Source organism: Pseudomonas yamanorum, from assembly GCF_013386765.1.
Classification (GTDB): Bacteria; Pseudomonadota; Gammaproteobacteria; order Pseudomonadales; family Pseudomonadaceae; genus Aquipseudomonas; species Aquipseudomonas yamanorum_A.
The window spans coordinates 209,242-224,074 of record NZ_JACARE010000017.1; the positions used below are offsets into that span (position 1 = coordinate 209,242).

The 14,833-nt window shown below is 59.7% G+C and carries 11 protein-coding genes; 2 read left to right on the forward strand and 9 right to left on the reverse strand.

Annotation, left to right across the window (positions count from 1 at the left end; genetic code table 11):
* Positions 1-74: 74 nt before the first annotated feature.
* Together HX875_RS12440 and HX875_RS12445 are read left to right on the forward strand one after the other, a co-directional pair.
* Positions 75-1,658: a peptide chain release factor 3 gene (locus HX875_RS12440; RefSeq protein ID WP_010175060.1), complete on the forward strand. Its 1,584-nt coding sequence runs from the start codon at positions 75-77 to the stop codon at positions 1,656-1,658.
* 168 nt (positions 1,659-1,826) lie between these two features.
* Complete coding sequence (locus HX875_RS12445; RefSeq protein ID WP_003215984.1) at positions 1,827-2,102, forward strand: hypothetical protein; 276 nt, start codon at positions 1,827-1,829, stop codon at positions 2,100-2,102.
* A 113-nt stretch (positions 2,103-2,215) separates the two neighbouring features.
* Here HX875_RS12445 and HX875_RS12450 read toward each other — a convergent pair whose 3' ends face one another.
* The 9 genes from HX875_RS12450 to HX875_RS12490 all read right to left on the reverse strand — a co-directional run bounded on the left by HX875_RS12450 (position 2,216) and on the right by HX875_RS12490 (position 14,817).
* The gene (locus HX875_RS12450) at positions 2,216-3,187 is read right to left on the reverse strand and encodes a peptide ABC transporter ATP-binding protein (RefSeq protein ID WP_177043412.1); all 972 of its coding nucleotides are present in this window, start codon (positions 3,185-3,187) and stop codon (positions 2,216-2,218) included.
* Entirely contained in the window at positions 3,187-4,155 is a 969-nt protein-coding gene (locus HX875_RS12455) for an ABC transporter ATP-binding protein (RefSeq protein ID WP_017138287.1), read from the reverse strand. Before HX875_RS12455 ends, HX875_RS12450 begins: the two co-directional genes overlap by 1 nt.
* A gap of 10 nt (positions 4,156-4,165) precedes the next feature.
* Positions 4,166-5,077 carry an ABC transporter permease subunit gene (locus HX875_RS12460; protein ID WP_003215991.1) on the reverse strand — a complete coding sequence of 304 codons (912 nt, stop codon included), beginning with the start codon at positions 5,075-5,077 and terminating at the stop codon, positions 4,166-4,168.
* Between the two features lie 10 nt (positions 5,078-5,087).
* The gene (locus HX875_RS12465) at positions 5,088-6,098 is read right to left on the reverse strand and encodes an ABC transporter permease subunit (protein ID WP_177043413.1); all 1,011 of its coding nucleotides are present in this window, start codon (positions 6,096-6,098) and stop codon (positions 5,088-5,090) included.
* Positions 6,099-6,172: 74 nt separating this feature from the next.
* Positions 6,173-7,771 (reverse strand): ABC transporter substrate-binding protein, encoded by a 1,599-nt coding sequence (locus HX875_RS12470; RefSeq protein WP_177043414.1) that lies wholly within the window; start codon positions 7,769-7,771, stop codon positions 6,173-6,175.
* Positions 7,772-7,852: 81 nt separating this feature from the next.
* The gene (locus tag HX875_RS12475; RefSeq protein WP_177043415.1) at positions 7,853-9,250 is read right to left on the reverse strand and encodes an OprD family outer membrane porin; all 1,398 of its coding nucleotides are present in this window, start codon (positions 9,248-9,250) and stop codon (positions 7,853-7,855) included.
* Between the two features lie 171 nt (positions 9,251-9,421).
* Positions 9,422-10,966, reverse strand: a complete 1,545-nt coding sequence (locus tag HX875_RS12480) for an ABC transporter substrate-binding protein (RefSeq protein ID WP_371318569.1) — start codon at positions 10,964-10,966, stop codon at positions 9,422-9,424.
* A 362-nt stretch (positions 10,967-11,328) separates the two neighbouring features.
* Positions 11,329-12,957, reverse strand: a complete 1,629-nt coding sequence (locus HX875_RS12485; protein WP_010175075.1) for an ABC transporter substrate-binding protein — start codon at positions 12,955-12,957, stop codon at positions 11,329-11,331.
* Positions 12,958-13,215: 258 nt separating this feature from the next.
* Positions 13,216-14,817, reverse strand: coding sequence for an ABC transporter substrate-binding protein (locus tag HX875_RS12490; RefSeq protein ID WP_177043417.1), 1,602 nt, complete (start codon positions 14,815-14,817; stop codon positions 13,216-13,218).
* Positions 14,818-14,833: the final 16 nt, after the last annotated feature.

The window sequence follows — 14,833 nt, forward strand, 5'->3', positions numbered from 1 at the left end:
GAACGGTGGTCCGTCACCTTGGGTTTGCGCTATACTCGCCGCCCTTTTTTGACTCACCTGCCAGGCGATTTCCCATGACCCACCAGGCCGCCGAAGTCGCGAAACGCCGCACTTTCGCCATTATTTCCCACCCCGATGCCGGTAAAACCACCATCACCGAGAAGCTGTTGCTGATGGGCAAGGCGATCGCGGTGGCCGGCACGGTGAAATCCCGTAAATCCGACCGCCATGCCACCTCTGACTGGATGGAAATGGAAAAGCAGCGTGGTATCTCCATCACCACGTCGGTCATGCAGTTCCCGTATCGCGATCACATGATCAACCTGCTCGACACCCCGGGCCACGAAGACTTCTCCGAAGACACCTACCGCACCCTGACCGCGGTGGACTCGGCCCTGATGGTCCTCGACGGCGGTAAAGGCGTTGAGCCCCGCACCATCGCGCTGATGGACGTCTGCCGTCTGCGGGACACGCCGATTGTCAGCTTTATCAACAAACTCGACCGTGACATCCGCGACCCGATCGAACTGCTGGACGAAATCGAAGCCGTCCTGAAGATCAAGGCCGCGCCGATCACTTGGCCGATTGGTTGCTACCGCGACTTCAAGGGCGTGTACCACCTGGCCGACGACTACATCATCGTGTACACCGCCGGCCACGGCCACGAACGTACCGATGTGAAAATCATCGAGAAGCTCGACTCCGATGAAGCCCGCGCCCACTTGGGTGACGAGTACGACCGGTTTGTCGACCAGTTGGAACTGGTGCAGGGCGCCTGCCACGAGTTCAACCAGCAGGAATTCCTCGACGGCCAGCTGACGCCGGTGTTCTTCGGTACCGCCCTGGGCAACTTCGGTGTCGATCACGTGCTGGACGCCGTGGTCAATTGGGCACCCAAGCCGCTGGCCCGGGTTGCCAACGAGCGTACCGTGGAGCCGGTGGAAGAGAAGTTTGCCGGCTTCGTGTTCAAGATCCAGGCGAACATGGACCCCAAGCACCGCGACCGCATCGCCTTCATGCGCATCTGCTCCGGCAAATACGAAAAAGGCATGAAGATGCGCCACGTGCGCACCGGCAAGGACGTGCGCATCGGCGACGCCCTGACCTTCTTCTCCTCCGAGCGTGAGCAACTGGAAGAGGCGTTTGCCGGCGACATCATCGGCTTGCACAACCACGGCACCATCCAGATCGGTGACACCTTCACCGAAGGCGAAGTGCTGGGCTTCACCGGTATCCCGCACTTCGCGCCGGAACTGTTCCGCCGCGTACGCCTGCGTGACCCGCTGAAATCCAAGCAACTGCGCCAGGGTTTGCAGCAGTTGGCGGAAGAGGGCGCCACCCAGGTGTTCTTCCCGGAACGCAGCAACGACATCATCCTCGGCGCCGTCGGTGTGCTGCAGTTCGATGTGGTGGCCAGTCGCCTTAAAGAGGAATACAAGGTCGAATGCTCCTACGAGCCGATCACCGTGTACTCCGCGCGCTGGATCGACTGCAGCGATAAGAAGAAGCTGGAAGAGTTCAAGATCAAGGCGGTGGAAAACCTCGCGATCGACGGCGGTGGTCACCTGACCTACCTGGCCCCGACCCGGGTCAACCTGGCGCTGATGGAAGAGCGCTGGCCGGATGTGAAGTTCCGCGCGACCCGCGAGCATCACTAAGGGTTGGCGATATAAGAGAGGGCGAAGCTGTGATGGCTTCGCCTTTTTCTTTGGCTGCTATCCGGGTTGTTTCATTGGCGAAAACTTCAGTTCGGGACTAGCTTGAAGCAAGGCGACGGCGCACAGCCGTCGTACGCAATTCAACTCCTGACTGGGCGGAATTCGACCATGAGTATCTTTCAACGTGTGGTGCTGTTGCTCAAAGTGCTGGTGATGATGTCACTGGGCATGTCTGCCGCGTGGGCCAATACGGCCGTGCAAAGCCATGGCACAGGGTTTGTGGCGGCGAAGACGGTACAGGCGGGTGGCTTGCAGCTGGCCAAGAGCGAATCCGAGCCCGGTGACGAGAACCAGGGCGGTTCCAAGGACGATGACGACGCCGAAAACCCGGACAATGACGGCGAAGACAGCGACACCTACAACGATGGCGACAGCGATACGTAAGTAACGCAGGCAAAAGAAAGCCCCGCTTACCGGACAGATGCGCTATCCGACAAGCAGGGCTGTAGAACACTGGAATGCTCTGGACTCACCCTCCAGAGCATTTTTTTTGCAGGTCAGACCACAAATTGCTCCGCGTAGTGGCAAGCCACCTGGCGGTTGTCGAGTGGTCGCAGCACCGGTTCATCGGTGCTGCACAGCTGGGTCGCGTACGGGCAGCGCTTGTGGAATGCGCAGCCGGACGGCGGGTTCAACGGGTTGGGCAACTCGCCGACGATTTTGATCTTCGGTTTGTTCGGGTCCGGATGAATGGTCGGGGTCGCCGACAGCAGCGCCTGGGTGTAGGGATGCAGCGGGCGCGCGTAGATGTCTTCCTTCGGGCCCACTTCAACCGGGCGGCCGAGGTACATCACCATCACGTCATCGGCAACGTGTTGCACCACCGCCAGGTTGTGGGAGATGAACACGTAGGCGGTGTTGAATTCCTGCTGCAGGTCCATGAACAGGTTCAGCACCTGGGCCTGGATCGACACGTCCAGCGCCGAGGTCGGTTCATCCGCCACCAGCACCTTGGGTTGCAGCATCATTGCCCGGGCCAGTGCGATCCGCTGGCGCTGGCCACCGGAGAACATGTGCGGGTAGCGCTGATAATGCTCGGGGCGCAGGCCCACCTGCTTCATCATCGCCTGGACCTTTTCCCGACGCTCGGCGGCGGACAGGTTGGTGTTGATCAGCAGCGGTTCGCCCAGTTGGTCACCGACCTTCTGGCGCGGGTTCAGCGAGGCGTACGGGCTCTGGAACACCATCTGCACGTCTTTGCGCAATTGCTTGCGCTGGGCCTTGTCGGCACCGGTGACTTCTTGCCCTGCGATTTTCAGCGAGCCTGAAGACGGTTCTTCAATCAGCGTCAGGGCGCGGGCCAGGGTGGATTTGCCGCAACCGGATTCGCCCACGACCGCGAGGGTCTTGCCGGCTTCCAGTTCGAACGACACGCCGTTGAGGGCACGCACCAGGGCGTGGCCCTTGAACAGGCCACGGGACACTTCGTAGTGACGGGTCAGGTCGCGGGCGGTAAGTACGACGGCCATTACGCCACCTCCTGATTCAGCGGGTAGAAGCAGCGGGCGAGGCTGTTGCTTTTCGGGTCAAGGCCCGGGCGTTGGGCGCGGCAGGACTCCTGCACATACGGGCAGCGCGGTGACAGCAGGCAACCCTGCGGGCGGTCATAACGGCCAGGCACGATGCCCGGCAGCGTGGCCAGGCGCGTGGCACCCAGGCTGTGCTCGGGAATCGCCTTGAGCAGCGCTTCGCTGTACGGGTGCGCCGGGATGTCGAACAACTGTGGCACCTGGCCGACTTCCACGGCCTGGCCGGCGTACATCACGCACACGCGCTGGGCGGTTTCGGCCACCACTGCGAGGTCGTGAGTGATCAGCACCAGGCCCATGTTCTGCTCTTTCTGCAAGGCCAGCAGCAGCTCCATGATCTGGGCCTGGATGGTCACGTCGAGGGCTGTGGTCGGTTCATCGGCGATCAGCAGTTTTGGCTCGCCGGCGATTGCCATGGCGATAGCCACACGCTGGCTCATACCACCGGACAGTTGGTGCGGGTAGGCATCCATTCGGCTGGCTGCGCCCGGGATTTCCACCTTTTCGAGCAGTTCGATGGCACGCTTGCGCGCTTGCTTGCCGGACATTTTCAGATGCAGGCGCAGCACTTCTTCGATCTGGAAACCCACGGTGTAGCTTGGGTTCAGCGCGGTCATCGGGTCCTGGAACACCATCGCCAGGTCTTTGCCGACGATCTGCCGACGCTGACGGTTGCTCAGCTTGAGCATGTCCTTGCCGTCGAAGTTCAGGGCGTCGGCGGTGACGATGCCGGGGTGCTCGATCAGGCCCATCAGCGCCATCATGGTCACGGATTTACCCGAACCCGACTCGCCCACGATCGCCAATACTTCGCCTTTGTCGACGGAGATGTCGAGGCCATCGACCACCGGTACGGCGGTCTTGTCGCCGAAGCGGACATTGAGATTCTTGATTTCTAGCAGTGACATGGGAATCTCCTCAGGCGGCGTTCTTGAGTTTCGGGTCCAGCGCATCGCGCAGGCCGTCGCCCATCAGGTTGATTGCCAGCACGCTGAGCAAAATGGTCAAGCCAGGCAGGCTCACGACCCACCAGGCGCGTTCGATGTAGTCGCGGGCCGAGGCCAGCATGGTGCCCCACTCAGGCGTTGGCGGTTGTACGCCAAGGCCCAGGAAGCCAAGGGCAGCGGCATCGAGAATCGCCGAGGAGAAACTCAAGGTGGCCTGAACGATCAGCGGCGCCATGCAGTTAGGCAGCACGGTGACGAACATCAGGCGCGGCAGGCCGGCGCCGGCGAGGCGGGCGGCGGTCACGTAGTCACGGTTCAGTTCGCCCATCACCGCGGCGCGGGTCAGACGGACATAGGACGGCAGCGATACGATCGCAATCGCGATCACGGTGTTGATCAGGCCAGGGCCGAGGATCGCGACAATGGCTACGGCCAGCAGCAGCGACGGCAGGGCCAGCATGATGTCCATCAAGCGCATGATGGTCGGGCCGAGCAGGCGCGGGAAGAAGCCGGCGAACAGGCCCAGCAGGATCCCCGGGATCAGCGACATCACTACCGACGACAAGCCGATCAGCAACGACAGGCGCGAACCCTGGATCAGGCGCGACAGCAGGTCACGACCCAGTTCATCGGTGCCCAGCAGGAACTGGATCTGCCCGCCTTCCAGCCAGGCCGGAGGGGTCAGCAGGAAGTCACGGTATTGCTCGCTCGGGTTATGCGGTGCCACCCAAGGGGCGAACAGCGCGCAAAACACCACCAGCAACATGAACAACAGGCCGGCAACGGCGCCCTTGTTCTTGGAAAAGGCTTGCCAGAATTCTTTGTACGGGGACGGATACAGCAGGCTTTGATCGACTGCTACCGCGGGAGTAGGTGTGGTCATGGTCATGATCTCAGCGCTGGTGACGGATGCGTGGGTTGGCGAAGCCGTAGAGGATATCCACCACGAAGTTCACCAGAATCACCAGGCAGGCGATTAACAGGATGCCGTTTTGCACCACGGGATAATCCCGTGCGCCAATGGCTTCAATCAGCCATTTGCCGATGCCGGGCCACGAGAAGATGGTTTCGGTCAGGACCGCACCGGCCAGCAGTGTGCCGACTTGCAGGCCCACCACGGTGAGTACCGGGATCAACGCGTTACGCAGGCCGTGGACGAACACCACGCGCGCCGGCGACAGGCCTTTGGCCTTGGCGGTGCGAATGTAGTCTTCGCGCAGCACTTCGAGCATCGACGAACGGGTCATCCGCGCGATAACGGCCAGCGGGATGGTGCCGAGCACGATGGCCGGCAGGATCAGGTGGTGCAGGGCGTCCCAGAAAGCATCCGTTTCGCCAGCCAGCAGAGTGTCGATCAGCATGAAGCCGGTGCGCGGCTCGATGTCGTAGAGCAGGTCGATCCGCCCGGACACAGGTGTCCAGCCCAGGCTCACGGAGAAGAACATGATCAGGATCAGGCCCCACCAGAAGATCGGCATCGAATATCCCGCCAGGGAGATGCCCATCACCCCATGGTCGAACAGGGATCCTCGCTTCAAGGCCGCGATCACCCCGGCTAACAGCCCCAGGATGCCGGCGAACAACAGGGCGGCCATGGACAGTTCCAGGGTCGCGGGGAAGAGTGCGGTGAATTCAGTCCACACGCTGGTACGGGTGCGCAGGGATTCGCCGAGGTCGCCCTGGGCGAGCTTGCCGACATAATCCAGGTATTGGGCGTAGAGCGGTTTGTTCAGACCAAGGCGTTCCATTGCCTGAGCGTGCATCTCGGGGTCGACTCGTCGTTCGCCCATCATGACTTCGACGGGGTCGCCAGGGATCATGCGAATCAACGCGAAAGTCAGCAAGGTGATGCCGAAAAACGTGGGGATCAATAACCCCAATCGGCGGGCAATAAAACTAAACATCTTGTTGTGTACCTCAATCAGCCGGTTAGGCAGGTTCGGCACCGTCAATGTCGACGGTGCCGAGCGTCTCTTATCTACTTCACCTGGGTGGTGGCGAAGTTATTTGTGGTCAGAGGGCTTTGGGTATAACCCTCGACGTTTTTACGCATGGCGGTGAACATTTTCGGGTAAGCCATGGGAATCCATGGTTGGTCCTTGTCGAAAACGTCCATTGCTTGTTCATAGAGTGCAGCGCGCTGGGTGGGTTCAGCGATGGCGCGCGCCTTGTCGATCAAGTCTTGAAACTCTTTGTTACACCAGCGGGCGTAGTTTTCGCCGTTTTTCGCTGCATCGCAACTCAAGTTCGGCGTGAGGAAGTTATCCGGGTCCCCGTTATCCCCGGCCCAGCCGGCGGAGACCATGTCATGTTCGCCATTTTTGGCGCGCTTGAGCATTTCGCCCCATTCCATGACCCTGATGTTCACTTTCAGGCCGATTTGCGCCAGGTCCGCCTGCATGCGCTGGGCGCCGAGCATCGGGTTGGGGTTGGTCGGGCCGCCGCCGTTGCGGGTGAACAGGGTGAATTCAGTGCCTTCCGGTACACCGGCTTCCTTGAGCAGTGCGCGGGCCTTGTCCAGGTCACGGGGCGGGTTCTTCAGCTTGTCGCTGAAACCCAGCAGCGTTGGCGGGTACGGGCCGGTGGCGTCGACCGCGTTGCCTTTGCCGTACAGGGACTCGTTGTAGCCTTTCTTGTCGAACGCGATGTTGATCGCGTGACGCACCCGCGCGTCGCTCATGTACTTGTGGGTGGTGTTCAGGGCGGTGTAGGCGGTGGTCATCGCGGCCAGTTCCGCCACCTTCAGGTTCGGGTCGGCCTTCATGCTCGGCACGTCATCCGGTTTCGGATACAGCGCGATCTGGCATTCGTTGGCCTTGAGCTTTTGCAGGCGCACGTTGTTGTCGGTGGTGATGGCCAGGATCAGCGGATCGGCCGGCGGCTTGCCACGGAAGTAGTCCGGGTTGGCCTTGAAGCGCACTTGGGCGTCTTTGGCGTAGCGGGTGAAGATGAACGGGCCGGTGCCGATTGGCTTGGCGTTCAGGTCATCGGTCTTGCCGGACTTGAGCAACTGGTCGGCGTATTCGGCGGAGTGGATCGAGGAAAACGCCATGGCCAGGTCGGCCAGGAACGGTGCTTCAGGGCGGGTCAGGGTGAAGACCACGGTGTGGTCATCGGTCTTCTCTACGCTCTTGAGCAGTTCCTTGAAGCCCATGCTTTCAAAGTACGGGTAGCCCACGTTGGACTTGTTGTGCCACGGGTGTTTCGGGTCCAGCTGGCGCTGGAAGCTCCAAAGCACGTCGTCGGCGTTCATGTTGCGCGTGGGTTTAAAGTAGTCGGTGGTGTGGAACTTGATGTCGTCACGCAGGTGAAAGGTGTAGGTCAGGCCATCGGCGCTGATTTCCGGCAGGTCCTTGGCGAGCGCCGGGATCACTTCGGTGGTGCCGGGCTTGAAGTCCACCAGGCGGTTGAACATGGTTTCGGCCGCGGCGTCAGCGGTGACGGCCGTGGTGTACAGGACCGGATCGAAGCCTTCCGGGCTGGCTTCGGTGCAGACGACCAACGGTTTGGCCGAGATGCCGACGGCGACGCTCAACAGCGCAGCGGCAATGGCAGCTTGTAACGGGAGCATTTTCATCTAAGAGCCCTCTGCAATCGATTGGACCAGACAAGCGTAGGCGGCAGGCTCGTCCTGAGCCCGCCGCCTACCTGGCGCTGATTAAAGAATGTTGAACGGAATGGTGGTGACCAGGCGGAACTCACGGATGTTGCCGTCAGCCTGGTTGGCGCTGGCACGGTGAGTCACGTAGGTACCACGGATGGTGGTGGCCTTGAGCGAGCCGCTCTGGATCGCGTAAGCCGCGCCCACGCCGTATTCCTGGTGGGTCTCGCCGTCCATCAGACGCAGGTCGCTACGCGCCACGCCGGATTCGCCGTAGGCAGTGCCGGTGTAGTGAGTACCGTCGATGCCCCAGCCGCGCGCCGAGTAGACGTTGAATTTCAGGCCTGGCACGCCGTATTCGGCCATGTTGATGCCGTAGGCGATCTGGAAGGATTTCTCGTTCGGTCCGTTAAAGTCGGAGGTCAAGGAGTTGGCCAGGTAGATGCCGTTGGTTTCGTGCAGGTAGTCGAAGTACTCGTTACCGTTGATGGCCTGGTAGGAGAAGGTCAGGCTGTGGGCTTGGTGAGTCAGGCCCAGGGACAGGGAGTAGGTATCGTTGTCGATATTCCCCATCAGCTTTTTACCGGTATCGGTAGTTTTGTAGTAGTTCAGGCCGGTGGTCAGGGACAGGGTCTGGCTGTCGCCCAACTCGTGGGTAGCGCCGAAGTAGTACTGGTTCCAGAAGTCTTCTACGTTGGCGGCGAACAGGCTGGTTTTCAGGCTCTTGAACGGCTGGTAGTTAACGCCCAGGGTCTTGACCTTGTCGGTTTCCTGGCCATTGCCGTATTCGGAACGGAATTTCGACAGGCTCTGCTCGGTCCGTGGCGAAACGCGGTCAAACACGCCGCCCTGGAACGACAGGTTGCTGAACTCTTCACTGTTGAAGCTCACACCTTCAAAGCTCGAAGGCAGTGCACGGTTGCCGATGGTGTCGACGATGCCGCTGCTGAAGTTCTGGCGACCGGCGGTCAAGGTGGTGTTAGAAACACGGAACTTGACGTTGGCCAGGCCCAGTTTGCTCCACTGGCCTACAGCATCGCCGTCGGAGTCGGCCAGGGTACGGTTGGAGCCACCCTTGATGTCGCGCTTGCTGCGGTCCAGGACCAGAGCGTTGTAGACCGCCACTTCAGTGCTCACGCCCACGGTGCCTTGGGTGAAGCCCGAGGTGCCGTTGAGGATGGTGCCCTGTACCCAGTTGGTACGGTTGGCGTCGGTTTGTGTCACGTTGTGCTTCTCGTACGAGAAACGCTGACCACGGAATTTATTCTCGCTGGAGAACCAGTTGCGGGTAGTGCCGCCCAGGCTGAATCCATCGATAAAGCCTTTGGCCTCGCTTTGGGCGCTGGTGCCGGCCAGTGTGGTTGGAACGAAGTCCTGGCTTGCAGGTTCAGCGTAGGCGGTAGCCGTGATGCTGCTGATGGCCAGGGCCAGTAGCGCGGTGCTGCTCAGTTTCATGGGTGAAGCTCCTTTGGTTCTCTTTTTAATGCCGGTCTTTTTAGGTGAACCGGCTATTGGGTGTGTAACTCTTTCAAGCCTTTGCAAACGTTTGCCCTTGGGTAAAACCCGAAATAAGGCTGCACGTTTGCAGCAAGGTGAATGCTCACCCTGCGCAATCCGGTTATCTTTTTATGGGTTGAGACTGACGCCCGAGAACACGTTGCGGCCGAAGGGGCTCACTTTGAAGCCTTCGACTTTGGCGCTTAACGGCTGGTTGACCGTCGAGTGGGCGACTGGCGTGATCGGCACCTGTGCTTTAAGCAGTTGCTGCGCCTGTTTGTACAGAACAGTCCTTTGTTCGCGGTCGGTCACGACCTTGGCTTGCTTGATCAGCTTGTCGTACGCCGGGTCACACCACATGGAGTAGTTGTTCCCGCCGATGGCGTCGCAGCTGTAGAGGGTGCCCAGCCAGTTGTCCGGGTCACCGTTGTCGCCGGTCCAGCCGATCAGGCTGATGTCGTGCTCGCCATTTTTGGTGCGCTTGATGTACTCGCCCCATTCATAGCTGACGATCTTGACCTTGAGGCCAATCTTCGCCCAATCGCTTTGCAGCATTTCGGCCATCAGCTTGGCGTTGGGGTTGTACGGCCGTTGCACCGGCATCGCCCACAGGGTGATCTCGGTGCCTTCCTTCACGCCGGCAGCCTTGAGCAATTCCTTGGCTTTTTCCGGGTTGTAGGCGGCGTCCTTGATGGTGTCGTCGTAAGACCACTGGGTCGGCGGCATGGCGTTGACCGCCAGTTGCCCCGCGCCCTGGTACACGGCGTTGAGAATGCTCTGCTTGTTCACCGCCATGTCCAGGGCCTGGCGCACTTCGAGCTGGTCGAAGGGCTTGTGCCGCACGTTATAGGCGATGTAGCCGAGGTTGAAGCCGGGTTTGGTCAGCAGTTGCAGCTTCGGGTCGGCCTTCAGGGCTTCGACGTCGGCCGGGCGCGGGTGCAGGGTGATCTGGCATTCGCCGGCCTTGAGCTTTTGTACCCGCACCGACGCGTCGGTGTTGATCGCAAAAATCAGCTGGTCGAGCTTCACGCGGCTCGGGTCCCAGTACTGTTTGTTGCCGGTGTAGCGGATCTGCGAGTCTTTCTGGTAACGCTGGAACACGAACGGCCCGGTGCCGATCGGCTTCTGGTTGATGTCGCTGGGCTTGCCGACCTTGAGCAAATGGTCGGCGTATTCAGCCGACAGGATCGAGGCGAAGCTCATGGCGATGTTCTGGATAAACGCGGCGTCGACCGTGTTCAGGGTCATCACCACGGTGTGCGGGTCGGTTTTTTCGACCTTCGCAATGTTCTTGTTCAGGCTCATCCCGTTGAAGTACGGAAACTCGGTGGGGTAGGCCTTGCGGAACGGATGTTCGGGGTCAAGCATGCGATTGAAGGTGAACAGCACGTCGTCGGCGTTGAAATCACGCGTCGGCTTGAAGTCCTTGTTGCTGTGGAATTTCACCCCTTCGCGCAGGTGGAAGGTGTAGGTCAGGCCGTCTTCGGAAATATCCCAACGGGTTGCAAGGCCCGGTACGACATTGGTCGCGCCTTTTTCAAACTCGGCCAAGCGGTTGTAGATAGGCTCGGCGGCGTCGTTATCGGTGGCCGTCGTGTATTGCGCGGTGTCGAAGCCAGCCGGGCTGCCTTCGGAGCAAAACACCAGGCTCTTTTTCTCGGCAGCCTGGCCCATCGAGGCCACAGCCAACAGGCTGGTGCCAAATATCGCGGATAGAACGGTGGTATGGCGCATGACAATCCCGATCCTTGTTTGTTGTTTTCGTCAGTGAGCAATCCCAAGGCCTGGGCCCTGGGACAACACTGATCCCACAACGGCAGTTGCCTTATCAGAGACGATGCTTCTGCCGTGCCACGACGTTATGGGTCGGGAGCCGGGCAGTAAATGCAACGAATCTGACAGACCTTGTAGGCAACGGAGCCGCGATTCGCAGTTAGCTGCCGTAGGACGGCAGCGTGTGCGGATGTGGTCTGTTTCCTACGGTCTTGGCGGATGCAATAACGGCGACGTTTATGAAACGTCGCCGCCAGTGACCCTTACTTGCCGCTTACGCTCACGCCGTAGAAGGAGTTCAAGCCAAATGGGCTGATCTTGAAGTCCTGCACGTTGTTGCGCATGGGTTGATACACCGTCGAGTGCGCGATAGGTGTCATCGGGACTGCATCTTTGAGGATATGTTGCGCCTGCTTGTACAGCTCGGTGCGTTTGGCTACGTCGGAAGTCGCCTTGGCTTCTTTCACGATGCCATCGAATTTCTTGTCGCACCACTTGGAGAAGTTGTTGCCGGCCAGGGAATCGCAGCCGAACAGCACGTTCAGCCAGTTGTCCGGGTCACCATTGTCGCCGCTCCAGCCAATGATCATGGCCTGGTTCTCGCCGCCTTTGGAGCGCTTGATGTACTCGCCCCACTCATAGCTGACGATGTTCACTTTCAGGCCGATCTGTTTCCAGTCGTTCTGCAGCATCTCAGCCATCAGCTTGGCGTTCGGGTTGTACGGACGCTGGACCGGCATCGCCCACAGGGTGATCTCGGTGCCTTCCTTGACGCCGGCTTCCTTGAGCAAAGCCTTGGCCTTGGTCACGTCGAACGGGGCGTCCTTGATGGTGGTGTCGTAGGACCACTGGGTTGGCGGCATGGCGTTGACGGCCAGTTGGCCTGCGCCCTGGTAAACCGAGTCGATGATCTGCTGCTTGTTCACCGACATGTCCAGGGCCTCACGCACGCGCAGGTCGGACAGTGGGTTCGGTGCAGTCTGGCCCTTGAGGACCGGCATTACGTTGTAGGCGATGTAGCCCAGGTTGAAACCGGCCTGGTGCGGCAGTTTCAGGTCCTTGTCTTCACCCAGCGCCTTGAGGTCGGCCGGACGCGGGAACAGGGTCACCTGGCATTCGTTTTTCTTCAGCTTCTGAATACGCACCGACGGGTCGGTGGTGATGGCGAAGATCAGGTTGTCGATCTTCACGTCTTCAGGCTTCCAGTAATCCTTGTTGCCGGTGTAACGGATGTTGGAGTCTTTCTGGTAGCTCTTGAACACGAACGGACCAGTACCGATTGGCTTCTGGTTGATGTCCTGTGCCTTGCCTTCCTTCAACAGCTGGGCGGCGTATTCAGCCGACTGGATGGAGGCGAAGCTCATTGCCAAGTTCTGGATAAAGGCGGCGTCCACGGTGCCAAGGGTGAACTTGACGGTGTGGGCATCGACTTTCTCGATGTTCTTGATGTTGGTGTCCATACCCATGTCCGTGAAGTACGGGAACTCGGTTGGATAGGCTTTGCGGAACGGATCATCTTTGTTGATCATCCGGTTGAAGGTGAACAGTACGTCGTCAGCCGAAAATTCACGAGTTGGCTTGAAGTACGGGGTGGTGTGGAACTTGACGCCTTCACGAAGGTGGAAGGTGTACGTCAGGCCATCCGGGGAAACGTCCCAGGTGGTGGCCAGCCCAGGAACAACAGCGGTGCCGCCGCGCTCAAACTGGGTCAGACGGTTGAACATGGTTTCGGCCGAAGCATCGAAGTCTGTTCCGGTGGTGTACTGGCCTGGATCAAAACCGGCCGGGCTCCCTTCGGAGCAGAACACCAGGTTGCTCGCCGCTTGGGCGAAAGGTGCAGCAGCCATTAAACCGGCGCTGACTAATAACGGAATGACTGCGTGTTTAAGCATGTTGGCCTCATGATTTGTTGTCATTTTTGGTAGTGAGGGCGACCTCGTGAGTCGACCTGCGGATACTTATGCAGGGCCCATACCCAATGCAAGATGTTGAGAGCCTACAACGGCTAAACAGTGGTACGAACGTACACGAATGTCGCATATGTGTAAGTTCAGACACATTTACGCACTTTTGAGGGTTTTTTTCGGTGCGAGGCGTGCACCAGGAATGCCCAGCCGAGGCGTCTGGCGCACTAGGTTGGGGCGGGGCTGTTACTTATTCAGACTGACGCCATAGAACGGTGTGAGCCCAAATGGACTGATTTTGAAATCCTGCACTTCCTTTCGAAGGGGCTGGAAAACCGTCGAGTTTGCGATAGGCGTTATAGGTACTTGTTCTTTAAGGATTTTTTGTGCCTGTTGATACCACTTGATGCGCTGCTCGCGGTCGCTGCTGACCTTGGCCTGCTGCACGAGTTTGTCGTAGGCCGGATTACACCATTTGGCATAGTTGCTGCCCTTCACCGCAGCACAACTGTAGAGCACGCCGAGCCAGTTATCCGGGTCACCGTTGTCGCCGGTCCAGCCGTAAATCATCACGTCATGCTCGCCGGCTTTGGCGCGTTTGATGTATTCGCCCCACTCATAGCTGACGATATTGGCCTTGATGCCGATCTTTTCCCAATCCTGCTGGATCATCTGCGCCGACATTCGGGCATTGGGATTGGACGCGCGTTGAACCGTCATCGCCCACAGATTGATGGTGGTACCTGGTGCAACCCCTGCTTCTTTTAGTAGCGCCCGAGCCTTGGCCGGGTCGTAGGGTGCGTCCTTGATCGTCGGGTCATAAGACCACTGCGCCGGAGGGAGCGCGTTCTGCGCCAATTGTCCGGCGCTCTGGTACACCGCCTTGATGATTGCTGGCTTGTCGATGGCCATGTCCAGGGCCTGGCGTACCTTGAGCTGGTCCAGGGGCGGGTGGGTCACGTTGTAGGCGAGAAAGCCCAGATTGAAGCCGGCTTGCTGCAGCACCCGCAGGTTCGGGTCCTGCTTCATCACTTCAATGTCGGAAGGGCGCGGGTAACCGCTGACCTGGCACTCGCCGGTCTTGAGCTTTTGCAGGCGCACCGCAGCGTCCGGGGTGATCGAGAACACCAGGTTGTCGAGCTTCACATCCTCGGGCTTCCAATACTGTTTATTGGCGCTGTAGCGAATCTGCGAATCCTTCTGGTAACGCTTGAACACAAACGGCCCGGTGCCCACCGGCTTCTGGTTGATGTCGGCGGCCTTGCCTTCCTTGAGCAACTGCGCGGCGTATTCGGCGGACTGCACCGAGGCGAAGCTCATGGCCAGGTTCTGCACGAAAGAGGCGTCGACGTTGTTCAGGTTGAAGCGCACGGTGTGCTCGTCGAGTTTTTCGACGTTCTTGATGGTGGTGTTCAAGCCCATGTCGGTGAAGTACGGCGACTCCGACGGGTAGGCCTTGCGGAACGCGTTCTCGGGGTCGAGCAGGCGCTGGAAGGTGAACAGCACGTCATCGGCGTTGAAGTCACGGGTCGGGGTGAAATAGTCGGTGGTGTGGAACTTGACGCCATCGCGCAGGTGGAAGGTGTAGGTCAGGCCGTCTTTGGACACATCCCAACTGGTTGCCAGGCCCGGTTCGACTTCGGTGCCGCCGCGCTTGAACTGGGTCAGGCGGTTGAACACGGTTTCGGCGGAGGCATCAAAATCGGTGCCGCTGGTGTACTGGCTGGGATCGAAACCGGCGGGACTGGCTTCGGAGCAGTAGACCAGGGTGCTGGCCGCCTGGGCCATCGGCATAAATGCCAGCAGGCCGGCAGCGAGGAGGAGCGGTTTAAAGGCGATTCTTTCCATGGAGACCCCTGAGATG